Origin of the sequence: Streptomyces dysideae (genome assembly GCF_001514305.1) — a bacterium.
Lineage (GTDB): Bacteria > Actinomycetota > Actinomycetes > Streptomycetales > Streptomycetaceae > Streptomyces > Streptomyces dysideae.
Genome location: NZ_KQ949108.1, coordinates 1,966 through 19,844, shown reverse-complemented (window position 1 = coordinate 19,844; position 17,879 = coordinate 1,966). Strand labels below are relative to the sequence as shown.

Here is a 17,879-nt window from a genome sequence, read left to right as displayed (position 1 = left end):
CGGCGTCCCGTCGTCGGCAGCTACGCCCGCTTCATCATCCTCGACGAACCGACCGCCCAGCTCGACAACCGGGAGATCGAGCGGCTCTTCACCCGCATGCGCACGCTGCAGGAGTCCGGCGTCACCTTCCTGTTCATCTCGCACCATCTCCAGGAGGTGTACGAGGTCTGCCAGACCGTCACGGTTCTCCGTGACGCCCGCCGGATCACCACGGCCCCGGTCGCCGAACTCCCGCGCCGGGCTCTGGTGGAGGCCATGGCGGGAGAGAGCATCGAGACCATCGCCGAACAGGCCGTGGACCCCGGGGACGTCGACCACGACGCCCCCGTCCTCCTCGAAGCCCGCGGGCTCACCTCACCGGCGTACCAGAACATCGACCTCACCGTGCGCCGCGGCGAGGTCGTCGGACTCGCCGGCATCAGCGGCAGCGGCAAGATCGAGCTCGCCGAGTCCTTCACCGGACTGCACACACCCACCGGCGGAACCGCACAACTCGACGGCGTGCGGCTGCCGTTCGGAGATGTGCGGGCCGCGCTGACAGCCGGGGTCGCCTGCGTCCCCCGCGACCGGCACGAGCAGGGGCTCGTCTCCGGCATGACCATCGGCGACAACGCCACCATGAGCGTCCTGGACCGGCTCGGCCGCTTCGGCTTCGTCGCCACCGAACGCAAGCGCGGCTTCGCCACCGCGCTGATCGAACGCCTCGACATCCACACCGAGGGCCCGGAGCAACCCGTCTCCGACCTGTCCGGCGGCAACGCGCAGAAGGTCGTCATGGCCCGCGCCCTTGCCTCCGACCCCCGGCTGCTGGTGCTGATCAACCCCACCGCGGGCGTCGACGTGAAGTCCAAGGAGTCCCTGCTCTCCCGCATGGACAGCGCCCGCGAGGACGGCACCGCCGTCCTCGTCGTCTCCGACGAACTCGACGACCTGCGGCGCTGCGACCGCGTCCTCGTCCTGTTCCACGGCCGTGTCGTCGCCGAGCACGCGGCGGGCTGGCGCGACCACGAGCTGATCGCCTCCATCGAAGGAGTGGACCATGGCTGACACCAAGGCTCCGCCGGTCATGCCCGTAAAGGTCCCCGACGCCCGATCGGCCAGGACGATGCTCCTCCGCCGGGCCCGCGAACTCGCCCTCGTGCCGGCCCTGTTGCTGCTCATGGTGCTCGGCGCGGTACTCAACGACTCGTTCCTCACCGAGCGCAACCTGATCTCGATCCTCGGCGCGTCCGCCGCGCTCGCGATGGTCGTGCTCGCCGAGTCGCTCGTCCTCATCACCGGCAAGTTCGACCTGTCCCTGGAATCGGTGGTCGGCATCGCGCCCGCCGTGGGGGCGCTCCTCGTGCTGCCCGCCGCCCAGTCCGGCTGGGGCACCGAACTACCCGCCGTACTGGCCCTGTTGGCTGTCCTGGCCGTCGGCGCCGCGGTCGGCGCCTTCAACGGCATCCTCGTCGTCAAGTTCAAGCTGAACGCGTTCATCGTGACGCTCGCGATGCTGATCGTCCTGCGCGGACTGCTCGTCGGCGCCACCAAGGGCAAGACGCTCTTCGGCATGCCCGACAGCTTCTACTCCCTCGCGACCACCACCTTCCTGAACATCCCGATGTCGGTGTGGCTCGCCGCGGCCGCCTTCGGCGTCGTCGGGTTCGTGCTGAAGTACCACCGCATCGGACGCGCCCTCTACGCCATCGGCGGCAACGCCGACGCGGCCCGCGCGGCCGGCATCCGCGTCGAGCGCGTGATGCTCGGCGTGTTCGTCGTCGCGGGCACCCTGGCCGCGGCGGCGGCATCATCCAGACCGGCTACGTCGGCGCGATCAGCGCCAACCAGGGCAACAACATGATCTTCACCGTGTTCGCGGCCGCGGTGATCGGCGGCATCAGCCTCGACGGCGGCAAGGGCACCATGTTCGGCGCCCTCACCGGCGTCCTCCTGCTGGGTGTCGTCCAGAACCTGCTCACGCTCGCCCAGGTCCCGTCCTTCCGGATCCAGGCCATCTACGGCGGGATCATCCTGGGCGCCCTCACCCCCGAGGAGGCACTCGAGATCCTGCGCAAGGGGCGGGAAGGCGCCGAGGCACGCACCAGCACCCTCCTGGAGCGGGGCTTCCCCGCCTACACCACCTCCGCGGGCTGGCTCGGCTACGACGACGAGACGCTCACCCGCCTCGCCGCCGAGGCCGTCGCCGACGGCTTCCGGCAGATCAAGCTGAAGGTCGATGCCGACCTCGAAGACGACGTACGGCGCTGTCGCGTCGCCCGCTCCGTCGTCGGCCCGGACATCCGCATGGCGATCGACGCCAACCAGCGCTGGGACATCGACGAGGCCATCCGCTGGATCAAGGCCCTCGCCGAGTTCGACCCATACTGGATCGAGGAGCCCACCAGCCCCGACGACATCCTCGGCCACGCCGCCGTCCGCAAGGCCGTCGCCCCGGTCAAGGTGGCCACCGGCGAGCACGTTCAGAACCGGGTCGTCTTCAAGCAGCTCCTCCAGGCCGGGTCCGTGGACATCGTGCAGATCGACGCGGCCCGCGTCGGCGGCGTCAACGAGAACCTCGCCATCCTGCTGCTCGCCGCCAAGTTCGGCGTCCCGGTCTGCCCGCACGCGGGCGGCGTCGGCCTGTGCGAACTCGTCCAGCACCTGTCGATGTACGACTACGTGGCCGTCGCCGGCACCACCGAGGACCGCGTCATCGAGTACGTCGACCATCTGCACGACCACTTCCTCGACCCGGTGATGATCAGGCAGGGTCACTACACGGCACCCACCGCGCCGGGCTTCTCGGCCGCCATGCGACCCGAGTCGATCGCGCGGTACACCTACCCAGGCGGCACCTTCTGGGTCGCCGACCTGGCAGCGGACAAGAAGGGACAGGCTGCATGAGCGACTTCGAGGGCCTCAGGGCCCTGGTGACGGGCGGCGCCTCCGGCATCGGCCGGGCCACCGCGGAACTCCTCGCCGAGCGCGGCGCCCAGGTCGCCGTCCTCGACCTGGACCCGTCGTCGGTGCAGAAGCCGCTGCTCGCCCACCGCGCCGACGTCACCGACGACGCCTCCGTACGCGAGGCCGTGGCGGCCGCGGTCGCCGACCTCGGCGGACTGGACGTACTGGTCAACAACGCGGGCATCGGCGCCCAGGGCACCGTCGAGGACAACGACGACGCCGAGTGGCACCGCGTCCTCGACGTCAACGTGGTCGGCATGGTCCGCACCGCCCGGGCCGCGCTGCCGCACCTGCGGGCGTCCTCGCACGCCGCGATCGTCAACACCTGCTCCATCGCAGCCACCGCGGGCCTCCCGCAGCGCGCGCTCTACAGCGCCACCAAGGGCGCCGTGTACTCCCTCACCCTCGCCATGGCCGCCGACCACGTCCGCGAGGGCATCCGCGTCAACTGTGTCAACCCGGGCACGGCGGACACCCCGTGGATCGGCCGCCTGCTCGACGCGGCCGACGACCCCGCCGCCGAACGCGCCGCCCTGGAGGCCCGCCAGCCCACCGGCCGCCTCGTCTCCGCCGCCGAGGTCGCGGGCGCCATCGCCTACCTGGCGAGCCCTCTGTCCGGCGCCACCACCGGCACCTCCCTCGCCGTCGACGGCGGCATGCAGGGCCTGCGTCTCCGCCCGGCGGGCCAGTGAGGACGCTCAGCCGGCTCGGCTTCGGCGCCGCCGGCATCGGCAACCTCTACACCGAGGTCGGTGAGGAGCAGGCGCACGAGGCGGTGACCGCGGCCTGGCAGCGGGGCGTGCGCTACTTCGACACCGCCCCGCACTACGGCCTCGGCCTGTCGGAACGCCGGCTGGGCGAGGCCCTGCGCGACTACCCTCGCGCCGAGTACACGGTCTCCACGAAGGTCGGCCGCCGTCTGGAACCGTCGACCGGCGGAGGGGACGACCTCGCCAACGGCTTCGCCGTCCCCGCCACGCACCGCCGCGTCTGGGACTTCACCGAGGACGGCGTACGCCGCACCCTGGAGGCCTGCCTCGAACGCCTCGGCCTCGACCGCGTCGACGTCGTCTACCTCCACGACCCCGACGAACACGCCGAAGAGGCATTCCGGGAGGGCTACCCGGCCCTGGAGAAGCTCCGCTCCGAAGGCGTCGTCGGCGCGATCGGCGCGGGCATGAACCAGACCGGGATGCTCACCCGCTTCATCCGCGACACGGACGTCGACGTGGTGCTGTGCGCCGGCCGCTACACGCTGCTGGACCACAGCGCCCTGACGGAGCTGCTTCCCGCCGCCGTCGAACGAGGTACCTCCGTCGTCATCGGCGGCGCCTTCAACTCCGGTCTCCTGGCTGATCCAAGACCGGGCGCCACCTACGGCTACGCCGCCGCACCGCCGGAGTTGCTCGACCGCGCCCTGCACCTGAGGTCCGTCGCCGACCGCCACGGCACCACCCTGCGCGCCGCAGCCCTGGCCTTCTGCGCCGTCCACCCGGCGGTCGCGAGCGTCCTCGTCGGCGTCCGCTCGGCGGCCGAAGTCCACGACTGCGCCGACCAGTTCGAGGCCACCGTGCCACCCGCCTTCTGGCAGGAGCTGCGGGACACCGGCCTCCTGCCCGCCGAGGAGCCGTCATGAGAGTCGCCCTGCACACGAAGGTCCGCGCGGACCGCATCGCCGAGTACGAGGCCGCCCACCGCGAGGTCCCCGAGGAACTCACGGACGCGATCCGCGCCGCCGGCGCCACCTCCTGGACCATCTGGCGGTGGGGGAGGCGCCGACCTCTTCCACGTCCTGGACTGCGAGGACTACGGCCGCCTCCTCGTCGAGCTGGAGAAACTGCCCGTCAACGTCGCCTGGCAGGCCCGGATGGCCGACCTCCTCGGCGTGGTGCACGACTACTCCGGCGAGGGCGCCGACGCGGGCCTGCCCGTCGTATGGGAGCTGCCGTGACCGTGGTCGACGCGCACCACCACGTCTGGGACCTCTCCGTCCGCGACCAGGACTGGATCACCGGGCCCGAACTCCAGTCCCTCCGCCGCAACTTCACCGTCGCCGACCTGGCCCCCGAGGCCCGAGCCGCCGGAGTCGACCGCACGGTCCTCGTCCAGACGATCACCGTCCCGGAGGAGACCCCGGAGTTCCTGGCCCTGGCCGCCGGGCATGAGCTGATCGCGGGCGTCGTCGGCTGGACCGACCTCACCCGCCCGGACGTCGCCGACGAACTGGCCCGGCTGCGGGACCTGCCCGGCGGCCGGTATCTCAAGGGCATCCGTCACCAGGTACAGGGCGAGCCCGATCCGGAGTGGCTGCTGCGGGCGGACGTACGGCGCGGACTGGCCGCTGTGGCCGAAGCGGGGTTGGTCTACGACCTCGTAGTGCTGCCGCACCAGCTGCCGGCCTGCGTCAAGGCCGCGGCCGCCGTGCCCGAACTCACCTTCGTCCTCGACCACTTGGGCAAGCCCCCTATCGCCTCCGGCGCACTGGATCCCTGGGCGTCCGACGTCCGTACCCTCGCCGCCCTGTCCAACACGGTCTGCAAGCTCTCCGGCATGGTCACGGAAGCCGACCCCGAGCGATGGACCGTCGACGATCTGCGCCCGTACGCCGACGTGGTGCTGGACGCCTTCGGCCCGGACCGGCTGATGTTCGGCTCCGACTGGCCGGTGTGCACACTGGCGGCGACGTACGCCGAAGTCATGGACACAGCACACCAGTTGACGGGACCACAGGACCGTACGCAGATCTTCGGGGCCACCGCCACCCGCGTCTACGACCTCTGAGCCACCCTCTCCAGCCGCGTCGGCGGCAGGAACTCCCGCACATACGTCCGCTCCCAGCACGCGCCCGTCTCCCGCAGCTCGCGCCAGGTCGTGTACCGGTAGCGGAAGAGGCGGGCGCGGACGTAGCGGGGCGGCTCGTCGGGCGGGAAGGGGGAGCGGCGCAGGAGCTTCAGCGTGTCCCGGTCGTTCTCCAGCAGCCGCTCCACCAGCGCGCCGAACCAGGCACCGGCGTACGCGGGGGACAGCGCGGCGAACCACATCAGCCAGTCGAGCCGCAGATGGTACGGCGCGAACTGGCGCGGCCAGTGCCGGGGATCGCCGGGCTTGCCCTTGAACTCGTACTCCCGCCAGTCCGAATCCTCGTGCGCCACGGAGTCGGCGGTGCCCTCGATCACCACCTCGTAGCGGATCCGGCTGACGCTGCCGAAGGCACCGTACGTATTGACCAGGTGGAGCGGGTCGAACGAGCGGTTCATGATCTGGCCGCGGGAGATCATGTTGCGGACCGGGTGGTAGCTGAGGCCGACGAGCAGCGCGGCGACCGCGAGGACCACGACCTCGTACCAGAGCGGCGCGTCCGGCACGGACGGCGGATCGCTCGGGAACTCCACCGCCGACAGGGCCAGCACGATGGTGATCCAGTTCAGCCAGGAGAAGTTGCCGGACAGGACCAGCCACAGCTGCGTCACGATCATCAGCGAGGCGGCGGCCGTCGCGATCGGCTGCGGCGTGAACAGCAGGACGGGGACGACCAGTTGGGTGAAGTGGTTCGCGGCCACCTCGACCCGGTGCAGCGGCCGCGGCAGATGGTGGAAGAACCAGCTGAACGGTCCCGGCATCGGCTGGGTCTCGTGGTGGTGGTCCAGGCAGGTCAGCTTTCGCCAGCACGCGTCGCCGCGCATCTTGATCAGACCCGCGCCGAACTCGACGCGGAACAGGATCCAGCGCAGCAGGAACAGCACCACGATCGGCGGGGCCACCTCGTCGTTGCCGAGCAGGACGGCGAGGAAGCCGACCTCCAGGAGCAGGGACTCCCAGCCGAACGAGTACCAGGTCTGGCCGACGTTGACGATGGACAGGTAGAGCACCCAGGGCACCAGCCACAGCAGCATGCCGCCCCACAGCGGCAGCAGGGAGTCCAGCCCGGCCAGCAGCGCCGCCGACACCGCGCAGCCGGACCACGCGCAGGCCGCGAAGTAGCGGTCCGAGTAGTGGAGCTGGAAGAGGCTCGGGGCGCGTTTGAAAGGCACGCGCTCGACGAAGCGGGGGATGGGCAGCATGCCGCGCTCGCCCATCAGCGCCCGGAACTGCAGGGCCGCCGTCAGGAACGCCACGAGGTACACACCGGCCAGGGCCCGCTGGAATACCAGCCGGCTCAGCCAGTAGTCGGGTGCCGTGAACCAGTCCATGGCCTCGCACTCCTCCCACCATTGTCGCGCCGGAACCCCGGGTGACTCTCCGTATACCACCTCTCCGCTTGCGTAACCCAAGCGAGTGAAGCAGACAATAGTGACGAAATGCCCGATACGAAGCGGGAGAGCGTGGTGCGGACATCCACCGGAACCGTCGTCACGGCCTGCGCGCTCTCGGCGGCGCTCCTCGTCGCCGGCTGCGGCGCCGACGGCGACAAGGACACCAGGGCGGGCGGGGAACTCTTCCTCCAGCCCGCCGCGGCCCAGGGGCCGGACCCCTTCACGGACTCCACGGTCACCTCGACGGCCACCCCCTCCCCCATCACCCGAACGCCGCAGCCGGCACAGTCGGGCGCGGCCGGGGTGCGGTCCGTGTCCGGCGGCACGCCCGGCCTCTACGGCGGCATCGAACGGGTCGGCAGCTGCGACGTGGGCCGCCAGGTCACCCACCTGACCGCGGACCGGACCAAGGTGCGCGCCTTCGCGTGGGCCGCGGGCATCTCCCAGGCCTCGATCCCGGGCTATCTGCGCGGTCTGGCCCCGGTGCAGCTCCGCGCCGACACCCGGGTCACCAGCCATGGGTTCCGCGACGGGCGGGCGACCACCTTCCAGTCCGTGCTCCAGGCGGGCACCGCCGTCCTCGTCGACAACCGGGGCGTCCCGCGCGTTCGCTGCGCCTGCGGCAACCCGCTCGCGCCGCCGGTCGCGGCGGGGGGCAACTCCGGCACCAGCGGGCGGCCCTGGTCCGGCTACCGGCCCGCCCAGGTGATCGTGGTGGCCCCGGCGGTCCAGGTGATCACCAACATCACGATCATCAACGTCGTCGGCAACACCTGGATCGAACGGCGGATCGGCCACGACGTCCACCACGACCGCGTCGTACCGTCGCCGACCCCGGTGCCGCCGACGCCGACCCCGCCGCTGAGCCCGACGCCGAGCCCGCACGACAGCGCGTCCAGCGCCTCGCCGAGGGAGGACAACCCGTTCTCGAACGAGGACAGCCCGTCCCCGAGCGACTGCGCGACCCCGATGGTCACCGTCACCCCCGGCGCCACCGACGACGTGACGACGGAGACGCCGTCCACCGGGCCGACGGACTGCCCCACCGCCACCGTCACGGCGACGCCCCCGACGACCGAGCCCGAGAGCCTGCCGTCCGACGAGAGCACGGAACCGGTGCCGGACCCGGCGGAGCCCGACACCTCCCTCGACGCCACGGACGAAACCGGCCCCGAGGCCGTCCCCGAAGCCCCCGACCTGCCCGACGGCGGCGGCCTGATCCCTGACGATCGGGCCACCTCCGACAGCATCCTGGGCAGCCCCACCGACGTCTTCGACGGCTGAGCAGAACCGGTGGACTCCCCACTCGAAGAATCGGATGAATCCTGGCAAGGTGGGCGCATGGTTGACCGGGGAGCGAGCGCCTTGTCGCTCCCGCACGACTGGCCCGCCCACCCGGATCCGATCCTGGCGCTCAACCGCATGGGAAGCTTCGACTGGGACCTGGACAGCGGCCTGTTCCACATGGACGCCCAGGCCCACGAGGTCTTCGACCTGCGCCCCGACGAGTACGACGGCCACCCCGAGTCCCTCGCCGTCCGGGTCCCGCGGCCGGAGGGCCACCGGCTCGACGCGCTGGTCTCCCAGGCGATGAAGGACGGCAGCGAGAACTACGGCACCTACTTCCGCATCCGCCGCCGCGACGGAGCGCTGCGCTGGACCCACACGCAGGGCTACATCCGCCGTGACGAGACGGGCCGGCCGCGCCGCATCATCGGCATCGTCCGGGACGCCACCCAGGAGTTCGCCGAGGTCGAGGCCCGCCGTGAACAGGCCGCGCAGGACGAGGCCCGCCGCCACCAGACCAACGTCGTCCAGCTCACCACGGCCGCCCTCGCGCACGCCCGCACCGTCCAGGACGTCATCGACATCCTCAAGGACACCCACGGCCTGACCCACCTCGGCGCCACCAGCCTGGTCATGGGCCTGGTCGAGGCGGGCCGCATCCGGCTGGTCGCCGAGGGGCCCGCGGGCAGCTTCGTGCCCGGCACCCTGGTCACCCGGATCGACGAGCCGTACCCCATGAGCGAGGTCGTCCGCACCCTCAGCCCGCGCTTCATCGAGTCGCCGGAGGAGTTCGCGGACACCTATCCGGTCCTCTGGCCGCACATCACCGACCTGAACATCACCGCGGCCGCCTATCTGCCGCTGATCGCCCAGGCCCGGCCGATCGGCGCCATGGGCCTGCTCTACAGCGACCGGCGCGGCTTCTCCACCGAGGAGCGCAACGTGCTCGTCGCCCTCGGCAGCAGCATCGCGCAGAGCCTGCAACGGGCCATGTTCCACGAACAGGAGAAGGACCTCGCCACCGGCCTCCAGCAGGCCATGCTGCCGCGCACCATCCCCAGCGTGCCCGGCGCCGACGTCGCCGTCCGCTACCGCGCTGGTTCTGCCGCAGGCTCCCTCGGCCGGGACATCGGCGGCGACTGGTACGACCTGATCCCGCTGCCCGGCGGCCGCGTCGGCGCCGTCATCGGCGACGTCCAGGGCCACGACACCCACGCCGCCGCCGTCATGGGCCAGCTGCGCATCGTGCTGCGCGCCTACGCCGCCGAGGGCCACACCCCCGCCACGGTGATGGCCCGCGCCTCCGTCTTCCTGCACGAACTGGACACCGACCGCTTCGCGACCTGCCTGTACGCCGAGGCCGACCTGTCCACCGGAGTCGTCCAGGTGGTGCGGGCCGGCCACATCGACCCCCTGGTCCGCGCGCCCGACGGCAGCTGCCGCCGCGTCTCCGTCCCGGGCGGGCTGCCGCTCGGCCTGTCCGCCGAGTTCGGCAGCCTCGAGTACGCGGTCAGCACGGTCGAGCTCGACCCCGGCCACGCCCTCCTCCTGTGCACCGACGGCCTGGTCGAACAGCCCGGCATCGACCTCGACGAGGGCATGAACACCCTCACGGCGCTGATCACCTCCGGCCCCGACGACGTACGCGACCTCGCCGACTGCCTCATCGACGTGGCCGAGGAACGGGGCGGCGACGACGACGTGGCCCTGCTCCTGCTCCGCCGCCGCGTCCTGGACGCCCCGCGGGCCGGCGGCCGCCTCCAGCAGCACGTGGCCCCCGGCGACCCCGAGGCCCTCACCCAGGCCCGGCACATGATCGCGGCCGCGGTCCGCTCCTGGGGCGCCGCCGACCGCGCCGACGAGGTCGAGCTGGTCGCCGACGAACTGATCACCAACGCCCTGATGCACACCGAGGGCTCCGCGATCGTCACCCTCAGGGTCCTCACCGGCTCCGACCGCCGCCTGCGTGTCGAGGTCGAGGACTCCTCCAGCGCCCTGCCGCGCCGCCGCGAGGCCGGGGACTCGGGCGTCTCCGGCCGGGGTCTGCTCCTGGTCGACCTGCTCACGGACGTATGGGGAGTGGAGGCGCGAGGCGGCGGCAAATGCGTGTGGTGCGAGTTCCTGGTGCCGGAGCGGACCTGAGGACGCGCGCTCCGGATGGCACTCTGGACGTATGCCGGAACTCCCCGAGGTCGAAGCCCTCAAGGACTTCCTGACCGAGAACCTGGTGGGCCACGAGATCGTCCGGGTGCTGCCTGTGGCGATCAGCGTCCTGAAGACCTACGACCCTCCCCTCACCGCCATGGAGGGCCACGAGGTCGTCGCCGTCCACCGCCACGGCAAGTTCCTCGACCTCGAGACCGCCGACGGCCCCCGTCTGGTGACCCACCTGGCCCGGGCGGGCTGGCTGCACTGGAAGGACCGGTTCCCCGACGGGCCCACCCGTCGCCCGGCCACCGCTCCTCAACGACGCGCTTCGCGCGACCCCTTCTTGTCACGGCCCGGCAAGGGCCCTCTCGCCCTGCGCGTGGTCCTGGAGACCGGCGCGGGCTTCGACCTGACGGAGGCCGGGACCCAGAAGCGCCTGGCGGTGTACGTCGTACGGGACCCGCGGGAGGTCCCGGGGGTGGCCCGCCTGGGCCCCGACCCGCTGGCCGACGACTTCGACGAGGAGCGTTTCGCGGAGTTGCTGAAGGACGAACGCCGTCAGTTGAAGGGCGCCCTGCGGGACCAGAGCCTGATCGCCGGAGTCGGGAACGCCTACAGCGACGAGATCCTGCACGCGGCGAAGATGTCCCCGTTCAAGCTGGCCGCCTCGCTGTCGCCCGAGGAGACGGGACGGCTGTACGAGGCCCTGCGCACGACCCTCACCGAGGCGGTCGAGCGTTCCCGCGGCGTGGCGGCGGGACGGCTGAAGTCCGAGAAGAAATCCGGCCTGCGCGTCCACGGCCGTACCGGCGAACCCTGCCCGGTCTGCGGCGACACCATCCGCGAGGTGTCCTTCAGTGACTCCTCGCTCCAGTACTGCCCCACCTGCCAGACGGGCGGCAAGCCGCTGGCGGACCGGAGGCTGTCGAGGCTGCTCAAGTAACCAACCCTGCCAGGACAGGCCTTAGAGCTGGGACTTCAGCGTCACCAGATGCTCCCCGTCCGCCGCCCGCAGCTCGTAGCGGGCGATCTGGTCGGGGTGCATGGCCGCCGCGCCCATCATGGTGTTCTCGCGGGCGTCGTGGCGGGAGACCGTCCAGCTGGTGATCGTCTGTTCCGAGCCGTCGCGGCCCACGGCGATCAGATGGCAGACCCGGGGGCCCGCGCCGTCCTTGACCTTGAGTTCGACCTGGCTGCCCCAGGGCTCGCTCTCGGTCGTGACCTGCGCCCACACACCGGAGCGTGCGTCGGTCGCCTCGATGCGTACCGGTTCGTCGCCGCCGCCCGCGAGCATCACGACCCCGGGACCGGCGACCGCGAACACCACCGACGCGGCCAGGCCGTACAGCAGCCGCCGGCGCCGCGCCCGGTGCCGGGCCGCCACCTCGGTGAGGAGCCGGTTCAGCAGTTGTGGGCCGGGCTTGGCCATGGGGTGCACGGCGCGCGGCGTGGACCGCCGGTACAGCATCAACTGCCGTGCGGCAGGCCCAAATTCGGTCACGTGTGCCGCACAGCGGGGGCACTCCATGAGGTGGTCCTCGAAGCGGAACGCGTCCGCCTCGTCCAGCACGCCGAGCGCGTACGCGGCGACGTCGCGATGCCTCTCCAGGGACCTCATGCCGAATCCTCGTGCCGTTGGGTGCGGGGTGGGTTACTCCTTGCTCCCACCGGTACGCACCAGACAGCCGAATCACTCAAGGCACACACAGAATCGCAACCAAGGGATTCGGAGCGGCCGGGGCGGAGGATTGGTCCCGAACGAAACCGGTCTAAAAAAGGTGGATGGCGAGGTGACCGAGCGGCAGCCCCAGCTGCCACGCGGGCGTCCACACCTTCGGTCCCTCGTCCTCGCCGAACACCGCAGCACCACCCGGTACCGCGTTCAGATCGGGCGCCAGCAGCTCGGTCTCCTCCAGCCAGCGCCAGGCGGCCTCCGCCAGATCCAGGTCGGGAGCCGGCCCCCCGGACTCGATCGCCTCGGCCGCGAGGTGCGCCATGCGCTCGCGCACCCAGTCCTGCCACGGCTGGTCGTACGCCGTCAGCGACAGCCAGGTCTCCAGCTGGGAGACGACCCGGATGCCGGAGAGCTCACCGCCGGTGTCGGACAGGAAGACGGTCAGCGCCAGGGCGTCGCGCCCGGCGCGGAACTCGAAGGACGTCGGCGGCATGAGATCGCCGGTCCGCAGCAGCTCGTCGGCGATGTACTCGGCGTACAACCACGCCATGGGGACGGTCAGTTCACCGCCGCCGGTGCCGTCAGTGCTCTCTTGACCTCTGTGCAGCATCCCTTCCTGCCTTCCTCCGGTGCGTGCGCGTCGCCCGACCCCGGGCCCCAGTCCGGAACACGGATGAAGACAGCCGATTACTCAACCGGGGTCACTGGCAAGGCGCTTTACGGAGGTTTGACTCAGCCATTGGTTTCACCGCAGGTCGGCCGCGTATCCCGGAAGCACCCGGCGCAGGGCGCGCAGCGCGTAGTACGCGCGGGACTTCACGGTACCGGGCGGGATTCCCAGGGCTTCCGCGGCCTCCGCCACACTTGCCCCTTGGAAGTACACGAGCACCAGGACTTCACGGTGCTCCGGAGTGAGTGTCTTCACAGCCTCGCGCACATCGAGCATCTCCGCGGCCCGCTCGGCGTGATCGGCCATCACCCGGGCGTTCTCCAGGATCGCGTCCCCGACCTCCGGGGGCCGCGCCTGCCGGGCCCGCCGCGCGTCTATCGCGAGCCTGCGCCCGACCGTGAGCAGCCACGGCCGTACGGAGTCGAAGTCGTCGGCGCGCAGTGCCTCGGGATGCTGCCAGGCGCGCACGAGCGTCTCCTGCACAAGGTCCTCGGCGCGCTGCCGGTCACCGTCGCAGAGCCGGAGAAGGAGCGCGAAGAGAGGCCGGCCGTGCTCCCGCTGCAGTGCGGCGAGCTCGTGCTCGGCGGTCGTCCCGTTTGTGAGGGTGGTTCCGGCCGTCATGGCCGTATGGCACCTCAGGCGGCGCCCCGGGGACAGGGCACGCACACGGATCTGCGGCGGACGGTCGATCGCGTCGACGAACGGTTCGACGAACGGTCCCTTCCGCCTCTCGCCGACACGCCGGACGGGCTAACGGCGGTGGCCGGATTGTTTGCGGGCGCGTGCAGCTTCGTACCTATTGCTGCGTAAATATGACCACAAGGGGTGAGCTGATGATTGCACGCAGTCGACAGGTGGCCCTCGTGCTGACCGCGGTCCTCGCCGCGGGCGCCGCCTGCCAGGCCCACGAACACGAATCGCCGGGACGCCCGGCTCCGTCCGCCGACGGCGCCCGCGGCTTCACGCTCGTCGCCTCCGGCGACGTCCTCCCGCACACCTCGATCATCGACCGGGCCCGCTTCGACGCGGGCGGCACCGGCTACGACTTCCGCCCGATGCTCGCCGGGGTCCGGCCCGTCGTCTCCCGCGCCGATCTGGCCCTGTGCCACATGGAGACCGTCTACGGCGCCGACGGCAACTACACCGGCTATCCCGCCTTCAAGTCCCCGCCCGAGGTGGCGGCAGGCCTTGCCGCCACCGGCTACGACGGCTGCTCCACCGCCTCCAACCACAGCCTCGACGACGGCGCCGCCGGCATCCTGCGCACCCTGGACGCCCTCGACCGCGCGGGCGTACGGCACGCCGGATCGGCGCGCACCGAGGCCGAGGCGCGCGCCGTGACCGTCCTGCGCGCGGGCGCGGCCCAGGTCGCCCACCTCGCGTACACGTACGACACGAACGGCTACCCGCTCCCGCCCGGCCAGCCCTGGGCCGTCAACCTCATCGACGGGAACAGGATCCTGGCCGACGCACGGGCCGCCCGGCAGGCCGGCGCCGACGTGGTCGTCGTATCGCTGCACTGGGGCACCGAATGGCAGGACGCCCCCGACGAACGGCAGCTGACCCTGGCGCGCGAACTCACCGCCGCCCGCACCGGTGACCGCCCCGACGTCGACCTGATCCTCGGTACCCACGCCCATGTCCCGCAGGCGTACGAGAAGGTCAACGGCACCTGGGTCGTCTACGGCATGGGTGACCAGATCGCCGGCGCGATGAACAACCACCAGGGCGCCCAGGACCCGCGCGGCAACCAGTCCACCCTCGGCCGCTTCACCTTCACCCCGCCCGCGAAGCCCGGCGGACGCTGGGCGGTGACGAAGGCGGAGTTCGTACCGCAGCTGTTCGACGTCGACGCCGGCCGGGTGGTCAACCTCAACCAGGTGATCGCGCAGGGTGCCGACCTGGGCGCGGTGCGCGACCGCATCCGGGACGTCGTCCTCAGCCGGGGCGCGGCGCAGGACGGCCTGGTCATGGGGAAGTAGAGGTCAGTCTGCGTCCACGTGGTCGAAGGTCCGCAGCATCTCCTTCAGTACGCGCTTGCACGCCCGGAGCTCACCGTCGGTCAGATCGCCACCGACCTGCCGGTTCAGGGCGTGCTCGCGCGCGAGGATCGCGGTGATGACGGCCTCGCCCGCGTCCGTGATCCGGATCAGCGAGGACCGCTGGTGTGCGGGGTTGGGCGTGACCTCGATCCAGCCCCTGGCCGCCGCGTCGTTGACCATGCGCTGCACGAACTGCCGGGTCAGCGTCATGACCCGGCCCATCTGAGGCACCGTCATGGGCCCGTATCTGTGCAGCAGAACCAGGACGGAGCGCACGCCGACGGACACCCCCTCGACCGCCTCGACTGCATCGACCTGCTCGAGCTTGCGCAGGCCGCGCCGGTAGAGCGCGCCGATCAGGTCGAACACCTCGCTGACCCGGTCGCCGAGATCGTCGGGTGACAGCGGTTCGTCGATGTCGTTCACCCGGCCATCATGACACCTTGGTTGCCAAAGTCGCCCGAAGATGACACCTTGGTTGTCATGACAGTTGCTTCGGAACTGAGCTTCTTCGCGTCCGCCGACGGTGACCTCGCCTACCTCGACACCGGCTCCGGCGATCCGGTGGTCCTGCTCCACTCCGGATACGTCGATCACCGGGTCTGGCACGCACAGATCCCGGCCCTGGCCGCCGCATACCGGGTGATCGCCCCGGACGTACGCGGCCACGGATCCTCCGCCAACGCGACCGAGCCCTACCGCTGGGCCGACGACCTGGCCGGCCTGCTGCGCCACCTGGACGCCGGGCCCGCGGTCCTCGTCGGCCTGTCGATGGGCGGGCTGATCACCACCAACACGGCGCTGGAATACCCGGACCTCGTCCGCGCGGTGGTCACCTGCGGCGCCGCAACGGGAGAGTTCCGGTACACGGATGCCTGGACCCGCGAGATCCAGGCCGAGATGGCGCGGACGCTGGCCGCCGGAGACATCGAGGGCTGGCTCAAGGCCTTCCTGCGGGGCGTGGCCGGCGAGCACCGGACCTCCGACGACATCGACCAGGACATCGCGCGCCGGCTGCGGGGGATGGCCGTCGGCACGCTCTCGAAGCACACGCCCGGCGAGAAGGACTGGTTCGTGCCCGTGACCGACACCTTCGCCCGCGCGCCGGAGATCGACGTACCGCTGCTCACCCTCAACGGCGGCCTCGAACCCGCCGCCATGCTCGACGCCGCCGAGCGGCTCGCCCGCACCGTCCGCCACGGCCGCGCCGAGACCGTCGAGGGCGTCGGCCACTACCCGAACCTGGAGAAGCCGGAGGTCTTCAACCGCGTCCTGCTGGACTTCCTCCACGCCCTCTGACGGACCGTCATCCGGCGACGGTGTAACTGAGATCCGTCGCCACCAGCGAGTCCGGCGCGAGCCGCAGCCACATCGTCCCGCGCTCCGCCGGATCGTCGTGCAGATAGTGGACGAAGCGCTCGTCCCACCGCTCTTCGTCCGCCCCCAGGTAGCGGACGAGCTTGCGCCGCCCCCGCGGCACGTCGAACGGCACCAGCTCGGCCCGCCCGCGTGCGATCACCTGCCGGACCAGCCCGGTCGCCGGGTCGCACTCGTCCACCACGAGCGCGACCCGCGGATCCGCCGTGACCCGGTCGAACAGGCGGGCCCACGGCCCGGTCAGGACCCAGAAGGCCCTGTCCTCCCAGAGGAACCACACGGGCCGCACCGTCGGCCCGTTCGTGGCGAGACGTGCCGTGAGGGGCTGGCGCAGGAAGGCGTCCACATCGAAGGCGTGAGAAGTCATGCCCCAGGTCTACGCCACGACTCCCCTACGGCACCACGGTCACCGGCCACCGCCCCGCCTTCACCCGTGCTGTTCCGTCACGGCTGTGAGGCTATCGGAATCCGCTGGTCCCGCCGTCGGGCAGGGTTCCCCACGGACGCGGTGGCGCCGCCGCGGACGGTCCGTCTTAGACTCAGCTCAGAACACTGACAGGCCCGTCAGTGTCGTGAATCGGTCCAGGGCCGCCACCCCTGCCACCGAATTGCCCCGCTCGTCCAACCCCGGGCTCCACACGCACAGCGTGCACCGGCCCGGTACGACCGCGATGATTCCGCCGCCCACACCGCTCTTCCCCGGCAGGCCGACCCGGTAGGCGAACTCGCCCGCCGCGTCGTAGGTGCCGCAGGTCAGCATCACCGCGTTGACCTGTTTGGCCTGGCTCTGGCTGAGGAGGCGGGAGCCGTCGGCTCGGATGCCGTGGCGGGCCAGGTAGCTGGTGGCGAGGGCGAGGTCGGCGCAGGACGCCTTGATGGAGCACTGGCGGAAGTACTGGTCGAGCAGGACCGGCACGGGGTTGTCGATGTTGCCGTACGCCGCCATGAAGTGGGCGAGCGCGGCGTTGCGGTCGCCGTGCGCGGTCTCGGAGGCGGCGACCTCCTTGTCGAAGTGCAGGGCCGGGTTGCCGCTCTCCGTGCGGAGGAACGACAGCAGCTCCCCCGCCGCGTCGCCGGTACGGGTCTGGAGGCGGTCGGTGACGACCAGCGCACCCGCGTTGATGAACGGGTTGCGCGGGATGCCGCTCTCGTACTCCAGCTGGACCAGGGAGTTGAAGGGGTTGCCGGAGGGTTCGCGGCCCACGTGCTCCCACAGGACGGCGCCTTCGCGGGCCAGGTCGAGGGCGAGGGTGAAGACCTTGGTGATGGACTGCGTCGAGAACGGCTCGCGCCACTCCCCGACGCCGTACACCGTGCCGTCCAGTTCCGCGACGGCCATGCCGAAACTGCGCGGATCGCAAGCAGCGAGCGCCGGGATGTAGTCGGCTGGCCGGCCACGGCCGGGAGTGCGCTCGATCTCCTCGGCGATGCGTTCCAGGACCGGCGCGAACGTCATGGACGAAGTCATGATCACCATTGTG

General features: G+C 71.3%; 17 protein-coding genes and 2 pseudogenes. 12 read left to right on the top strand and 7 right to left on the bottom strand.

Features of this window, described 5'->3' with window-relative positions; genetic code table 11:
- Positions 1-24: 24 nt before the first annotated feature.
- From AQJ91_RS37405 to AQJ91_RS37380, 7 genes and pseudogenes are all read left to right on the top strand, one after another.
- A pseudogene (locus tag AQJ91_RS37405) lies at positions 25-1,047 on the top strand (ATP-binding cassette domain-containing protein); the annotation flags it as partial.
- Positions 1,040-1,843 (top strand): ABC transporter permease, encoded by an 804-nt coding sequence (locus tag AQJ91_RS56540; RefSeq protein WP_234383275.1) that lies wholly within the window; start codon positions 1,040-1,042, stop codon positions 1,841-1,843. The pseudogene AQJ91_RS37405 and the gene AQJ91_RS56540, both read left to right, overlap by 8 nt.
- Positions 1,840-2,886 (top strand): enolase C-terminal domain-like protein, encoded by a 1,047-nt coding sequence (locus tag AQJ91_RS56535; protein WP_234383274.1) that lies wholly within the window; start codon positions 1,840-1,842, stop codon positions 2,884-2,886. Before AQJ91_RS56540 ends, AQJ91_RS56535 begins: the two co-directional genes overlap by 4 nt.
- Positions 2,883-3,638, top strand: a complete 756-nt coding sequence (locus AQJ91_RS37395) for an SDR family NAD(P)-dependent oxidoreductase (RefSeq protein ID WP_067030918.1) — start codon at positions 2,883-2,885, stop codon at positions 3,636-3,638. Before AQJ91_RS56535 ends, AQJ91_RS37395 begins: the two co-directional genes overlap by 4 nt.
- Complete coding sequence (locus tag AQJ91_RS37390; protein WP_067030914.1) at positions 3,635-4,582, top strand: aldo/keto reductase; 948 nt, start codon at positions 3,635-3,637, stop codon at positions 4,580-4,582. Before AQJ91_RS37395 ends, AQJ91_RS37390 begins: the two co-directional genes overlap by 4 nt.
- Positions 4,579-4,897, top strand: a pseudogene (locus tag AQJ91_RS37385) (L-rhamnose mutarotase). The gene AQJ91_RS37390 and the pseudogene AQJ91_RS37385 overlap by 4 nt, the downstream one beginning before the upstream one ends.
- Positions 4,882-5,727, top strand: coding sequence for an amidohydrolase family protein (locus AQJ91_RS37380; RefSeq protein WP_067030912.1), 846 nt, complete (start codon positions 4,882-4,884; stop codon positions 5,725-5,727). The pseudogene AQJ91_RS37385 and the gene AQJ91_RS37380 overlap by 16 nt, the downstream one beginning before the upstream one ends.
- Here the strand turns inward: AQJ91_RS37380 and AQJ91_RS37375 are convergent.
- On the bottom strand, positions 5,715-7,136 hold the full coding sequence (locus AQJ91_RS37375) for a lipase maturation factor family protein (protein WP_067030909.1): 1,422 nt from the start codon (positions 7,134-7,136) through the stop codon (positions 5,715-5,717). The genes AQJ91_RS37380 and AQJ91_RS37375 overlap by 13 nt on opposite strands.
- Before the next feature lie 108 nt (positions 7,137-7,244).
- Here AQJ91_RS37375 and AQJ91_RS37370 point away from each other — a divergent pair, with 108 nt between their 5' ends.
- Genes AQJ91_RS37370 through AQJ91_RS37360 form a run of 3 tightly spaced genes read left to right on the top strand, consistent with a single transcriptional unit; the run spans position 7,245 to position 11,577 of the window.
- Positions 7,245-8,483 (top strand): DUF6777 domain-containing protein, encoded by a 1,239-nt coding sequence (locus tag AQJ91_RS37370; protein ID WP_234383273.1) that lies wholly within the window; start codon positions 7,245-7,247, stop codon positions 8,481-8,483.
- Positions 8,484-8,540: 57 nt separating this feature from the next.
- Positions 8,541-10,628: a SpoIIE family protein phosphatase gene (locus AQJ91_RS37365; RefSeq protein WP_067030904.1), complete on the top strand. Its 2,088-nt coding sequence runs from the start codon at positions 8,541-8,543 to the stop codon at positions 10,626-10,628.
- Between the two features lie 31 nt (positions 10,629-10,659).
- Positions 10,660-11,577, top strand: a complete 918-nt coding sequence (locus AQJ91_RS37360) for an Fpg/Nei family DNA glycosylase (RefSeq protein WP_067030900.1) — start codon at positions 10,660-10,662, stop codon at positions 11,575-11,577.
- Between the two features lie 21 nt (positions 11,578-11,598).
- Here AQJ91_RS37360 and AQJ91_RS37355 read toward each other — a convergent pair whose 3' ends face one another.
- From AQJ91_RS37355 to AQJ91_RS37345, 3 genes are all read right to left on the bottom strand, one after another.
- Positions 11,599-12,252, bottom strand: a complete 654-nt coding sequence (locus AQJ91_RS37355; RefSeq protein ID WP_067030898.1) for a zf-HC2 domain-containing protein — start codon at positions 12,250-12,252, stop codon at positions 11,599-11,601.
- A gap of 151 nt (positions 12,253-12,403) precedes the next feature.
- The gene (locus AQJ91_RS37350) at positions 12,404-12,919 is read right to left on the bottom strand and encodes a hypothetical protein (protein ID WP_067030895.1); all 516 of its coding nucleotides are present in this window, start codon (positions 12,917-12,919) and stop codon (positions 12,404-12,406) included.
- A 135-nt stretch (positions 12,920-13,054) separates the two neighbouring features.
- Positions 13,055-13,600, bottom strand: a complete 546-nt coding sequence (locus AQJ91_RS37345) for a sigma-70 family RNA polymerase sigma factor (protein ID WP_067030893.1) — start codon at positions 13,598-13,600, stop codon at positions 13,055-13,057.
- A 212-nt stretch (positions 13,601-13,812) separates the two neighbouring features.
- Here AQJ91_RS37345 and AQJ91_RS37340 point away from each other — a divergent pair, with 212 nt between their 5' ends.
- Positions 13,813-14,961, top strand: coding sequence for a CapA family protein (locus AQJ91_RS37340; RefSeq protein WP_067030890.1), 1,149 nt, complete (start codon positions 13,813-13,815; stop codon positions 14,959-14,961).
- Positions 14,962-14,964: 3 nt separating this feature from the next.
- Here the strand turns inward: AQJ91_RS37340 and AQJ91_RS37335 are convergent, their stop codons facing one another.
- Entirely contained in the window at positions 14,965-15,447 is a 483-nt protein-coding gene (locus tag AQJ91_RS37335; protein WP_067030887.1) for a MarR family winged helix-turn-helix transcriptional regulator, read from the bottom strand.
- 57 nt (positions 15,448-15,504) lie between these two features.
- On the opposite strand from AQJ91_RS37335, the gene AQJ91_RS37330 reads away from it, so the two are divergent.
- The gene (locus AQJ91_RS37330) at positions 15,505-16,320 is read left to right on the top strand and encodes an alpha/beta fold hydrolase (RefSeq protein WP_067030884.1); all 816 of its coding nucleotides are present in this window, start codon (positions 15,505-15,507) and stop codon (positions 16,318-16,320) included.
- 7 nt (positions 16,321-16,327) lie between these two features.
- Here AQJ91_RS37330 and AQJ91_RS37325 read toward each other — a convergent pair whose 3' ends face one another.
- Both AQJ91_RS37325 and AQJ91_RS37320 read right to left on the bottom strand, forming a co-directional pair.
- Positions 16,328-16,765, bottom strand: a complete 438-nt coding sequence (locus tag AQJ91_RS37325; protein WP_067030881.1) for a pyridoxamine 5'-phosphate oxidase family protein — start codon at positions 16,763-16,765, stop codon at positions 16,328-16,330.
- A gap of 177 nt (positions 16,766-16,942) precedes the next feature.
- Entirely contained in the window at positions 16,943-17,875 is a 933-nt protein-coding gene (locus AQJ91_RS37320; protein WP_067030877.1) for a glutaminase, read from the bottom strand.
- Positions 17,876-17,879 lie beyond the last annotated feature (4 nt).

What these genes read in the sequence shown, in the direction of transcription:
- AQJ91_RS37380 (WP_067030912.1), top strand. Translation starts at nt 4,882, where the DNA reads ATGGGAGCTGCCGTGACCGTGGTCGACGCGCACCACCACGTCTGGGAC.
- AQJ91_RS37395 (WP_067030918.1), top strand. Translation starts at nt 2,883, where the DNA reads ATGAGCGACTTCGAGGGCCTCAGGGCCCTGGTGACGGGCGGCGCCTCC.
- AQJ91_RS37370 (WP_234383273.1), top strand. Translation starts at nt 7,245, where the DNA reads ATGCCCGATACGAAGCGGGAGAGCGTGGTGCGGACATCCACCGGAACC.
- AQJ91_RS37360 (WP_067030900.1), top strand. Translation starts at nt 10,660, where the DNA reads ATGCCGGAACTCCCCGAGGTCGAAGCCCTCAAGGACTTCCTGACCGAG.
- AQJ91_RS37325 (WP_067030881.1), bottom strand. Translation starts at nt 16,765, where the DNA reads ATGACTTCTCACGCCTTCGATGTGGACGCCTTCCTGCGCCAGCCCCTC.
- AQJ91_RS56540 (WP_234383275.1), top strand. Translation starts at nt 1,040, where the DNA reads ATGGCTGACACCAAGGCTCCGCCGGTCATGCCCGTAAAGGTCCCCGAC.
- AQJ91_RS56535 (WP_234383274.1), top strand. Translation starts at nt 1,840, where the DNA reads ATGATCTTCACCGTGTTCGCGGCCGCGGTGATCGGCGGCATCAGCCTC.
- AQJ91_RS37350 (WP_067030895.1), bottom strand. Translation starts at nt 12,919, where the DNA reads ATGCTGCACAGAGGTCAAGAGAGCACTGACGGCACCGGCGGCGGTGAA.
- AQJ91_RS37355 (WP_067030898.1), bottom strand. Translation starts at nt 12,252, where the DNA reads ATGAGGTCCCTGGAGAGGCATCGCGACGTCGCCGCGTACGCGCTCGGC.
- AQJ91_RS37365 (WP_067030904.1), top strand. Translation starts at nt 8,541, where the DNA reads ATGGTTGACCGGGGAGCGAGCGCCTTGTCGCTCCCGCACGACTGGCCC.
- AQJ91_RS37345 (WP_067030893.1), bottom strand. Translation starts at nt 13,600, where the DNA reads ATGACGGCCGGAACCACCCTCACAAACGGGACGACCGCCGAGCACGAG.
- AQJ91_RS37330 (WP_067030884.1), top strand. Translation starts at nt 15,505, where the DNA reads ATGACAGTTGCTTCGGAACTGAGCTTCTTCGCGTCCGCCGACGGTGAC.
- AQJ91_RS37375 (WP_067030909.1), bottom strand. Translation starts at nt 7,136, where the DNA reads ATGGACTGGTTCACGGCACCCGACTACTGGCTGAGCCGGCTGGTATTC.
- AQJ91_RS37320 (WP_067030877.1), bottom strand. Translation starts at nt 17,875, where the DNA reads ATGGTGATCATGACTTCGTCCATGACGTTCGCGCCGGTCCTGGAACGC.
- AQJ91_RS37340 (WP_067030890.1), top strand. Translation starts at nt 13,813, where the DNA reads ATGATTGCACGCAGTCGACAGGTGGCCCTCGTGCTGACCGCGGTCCTC.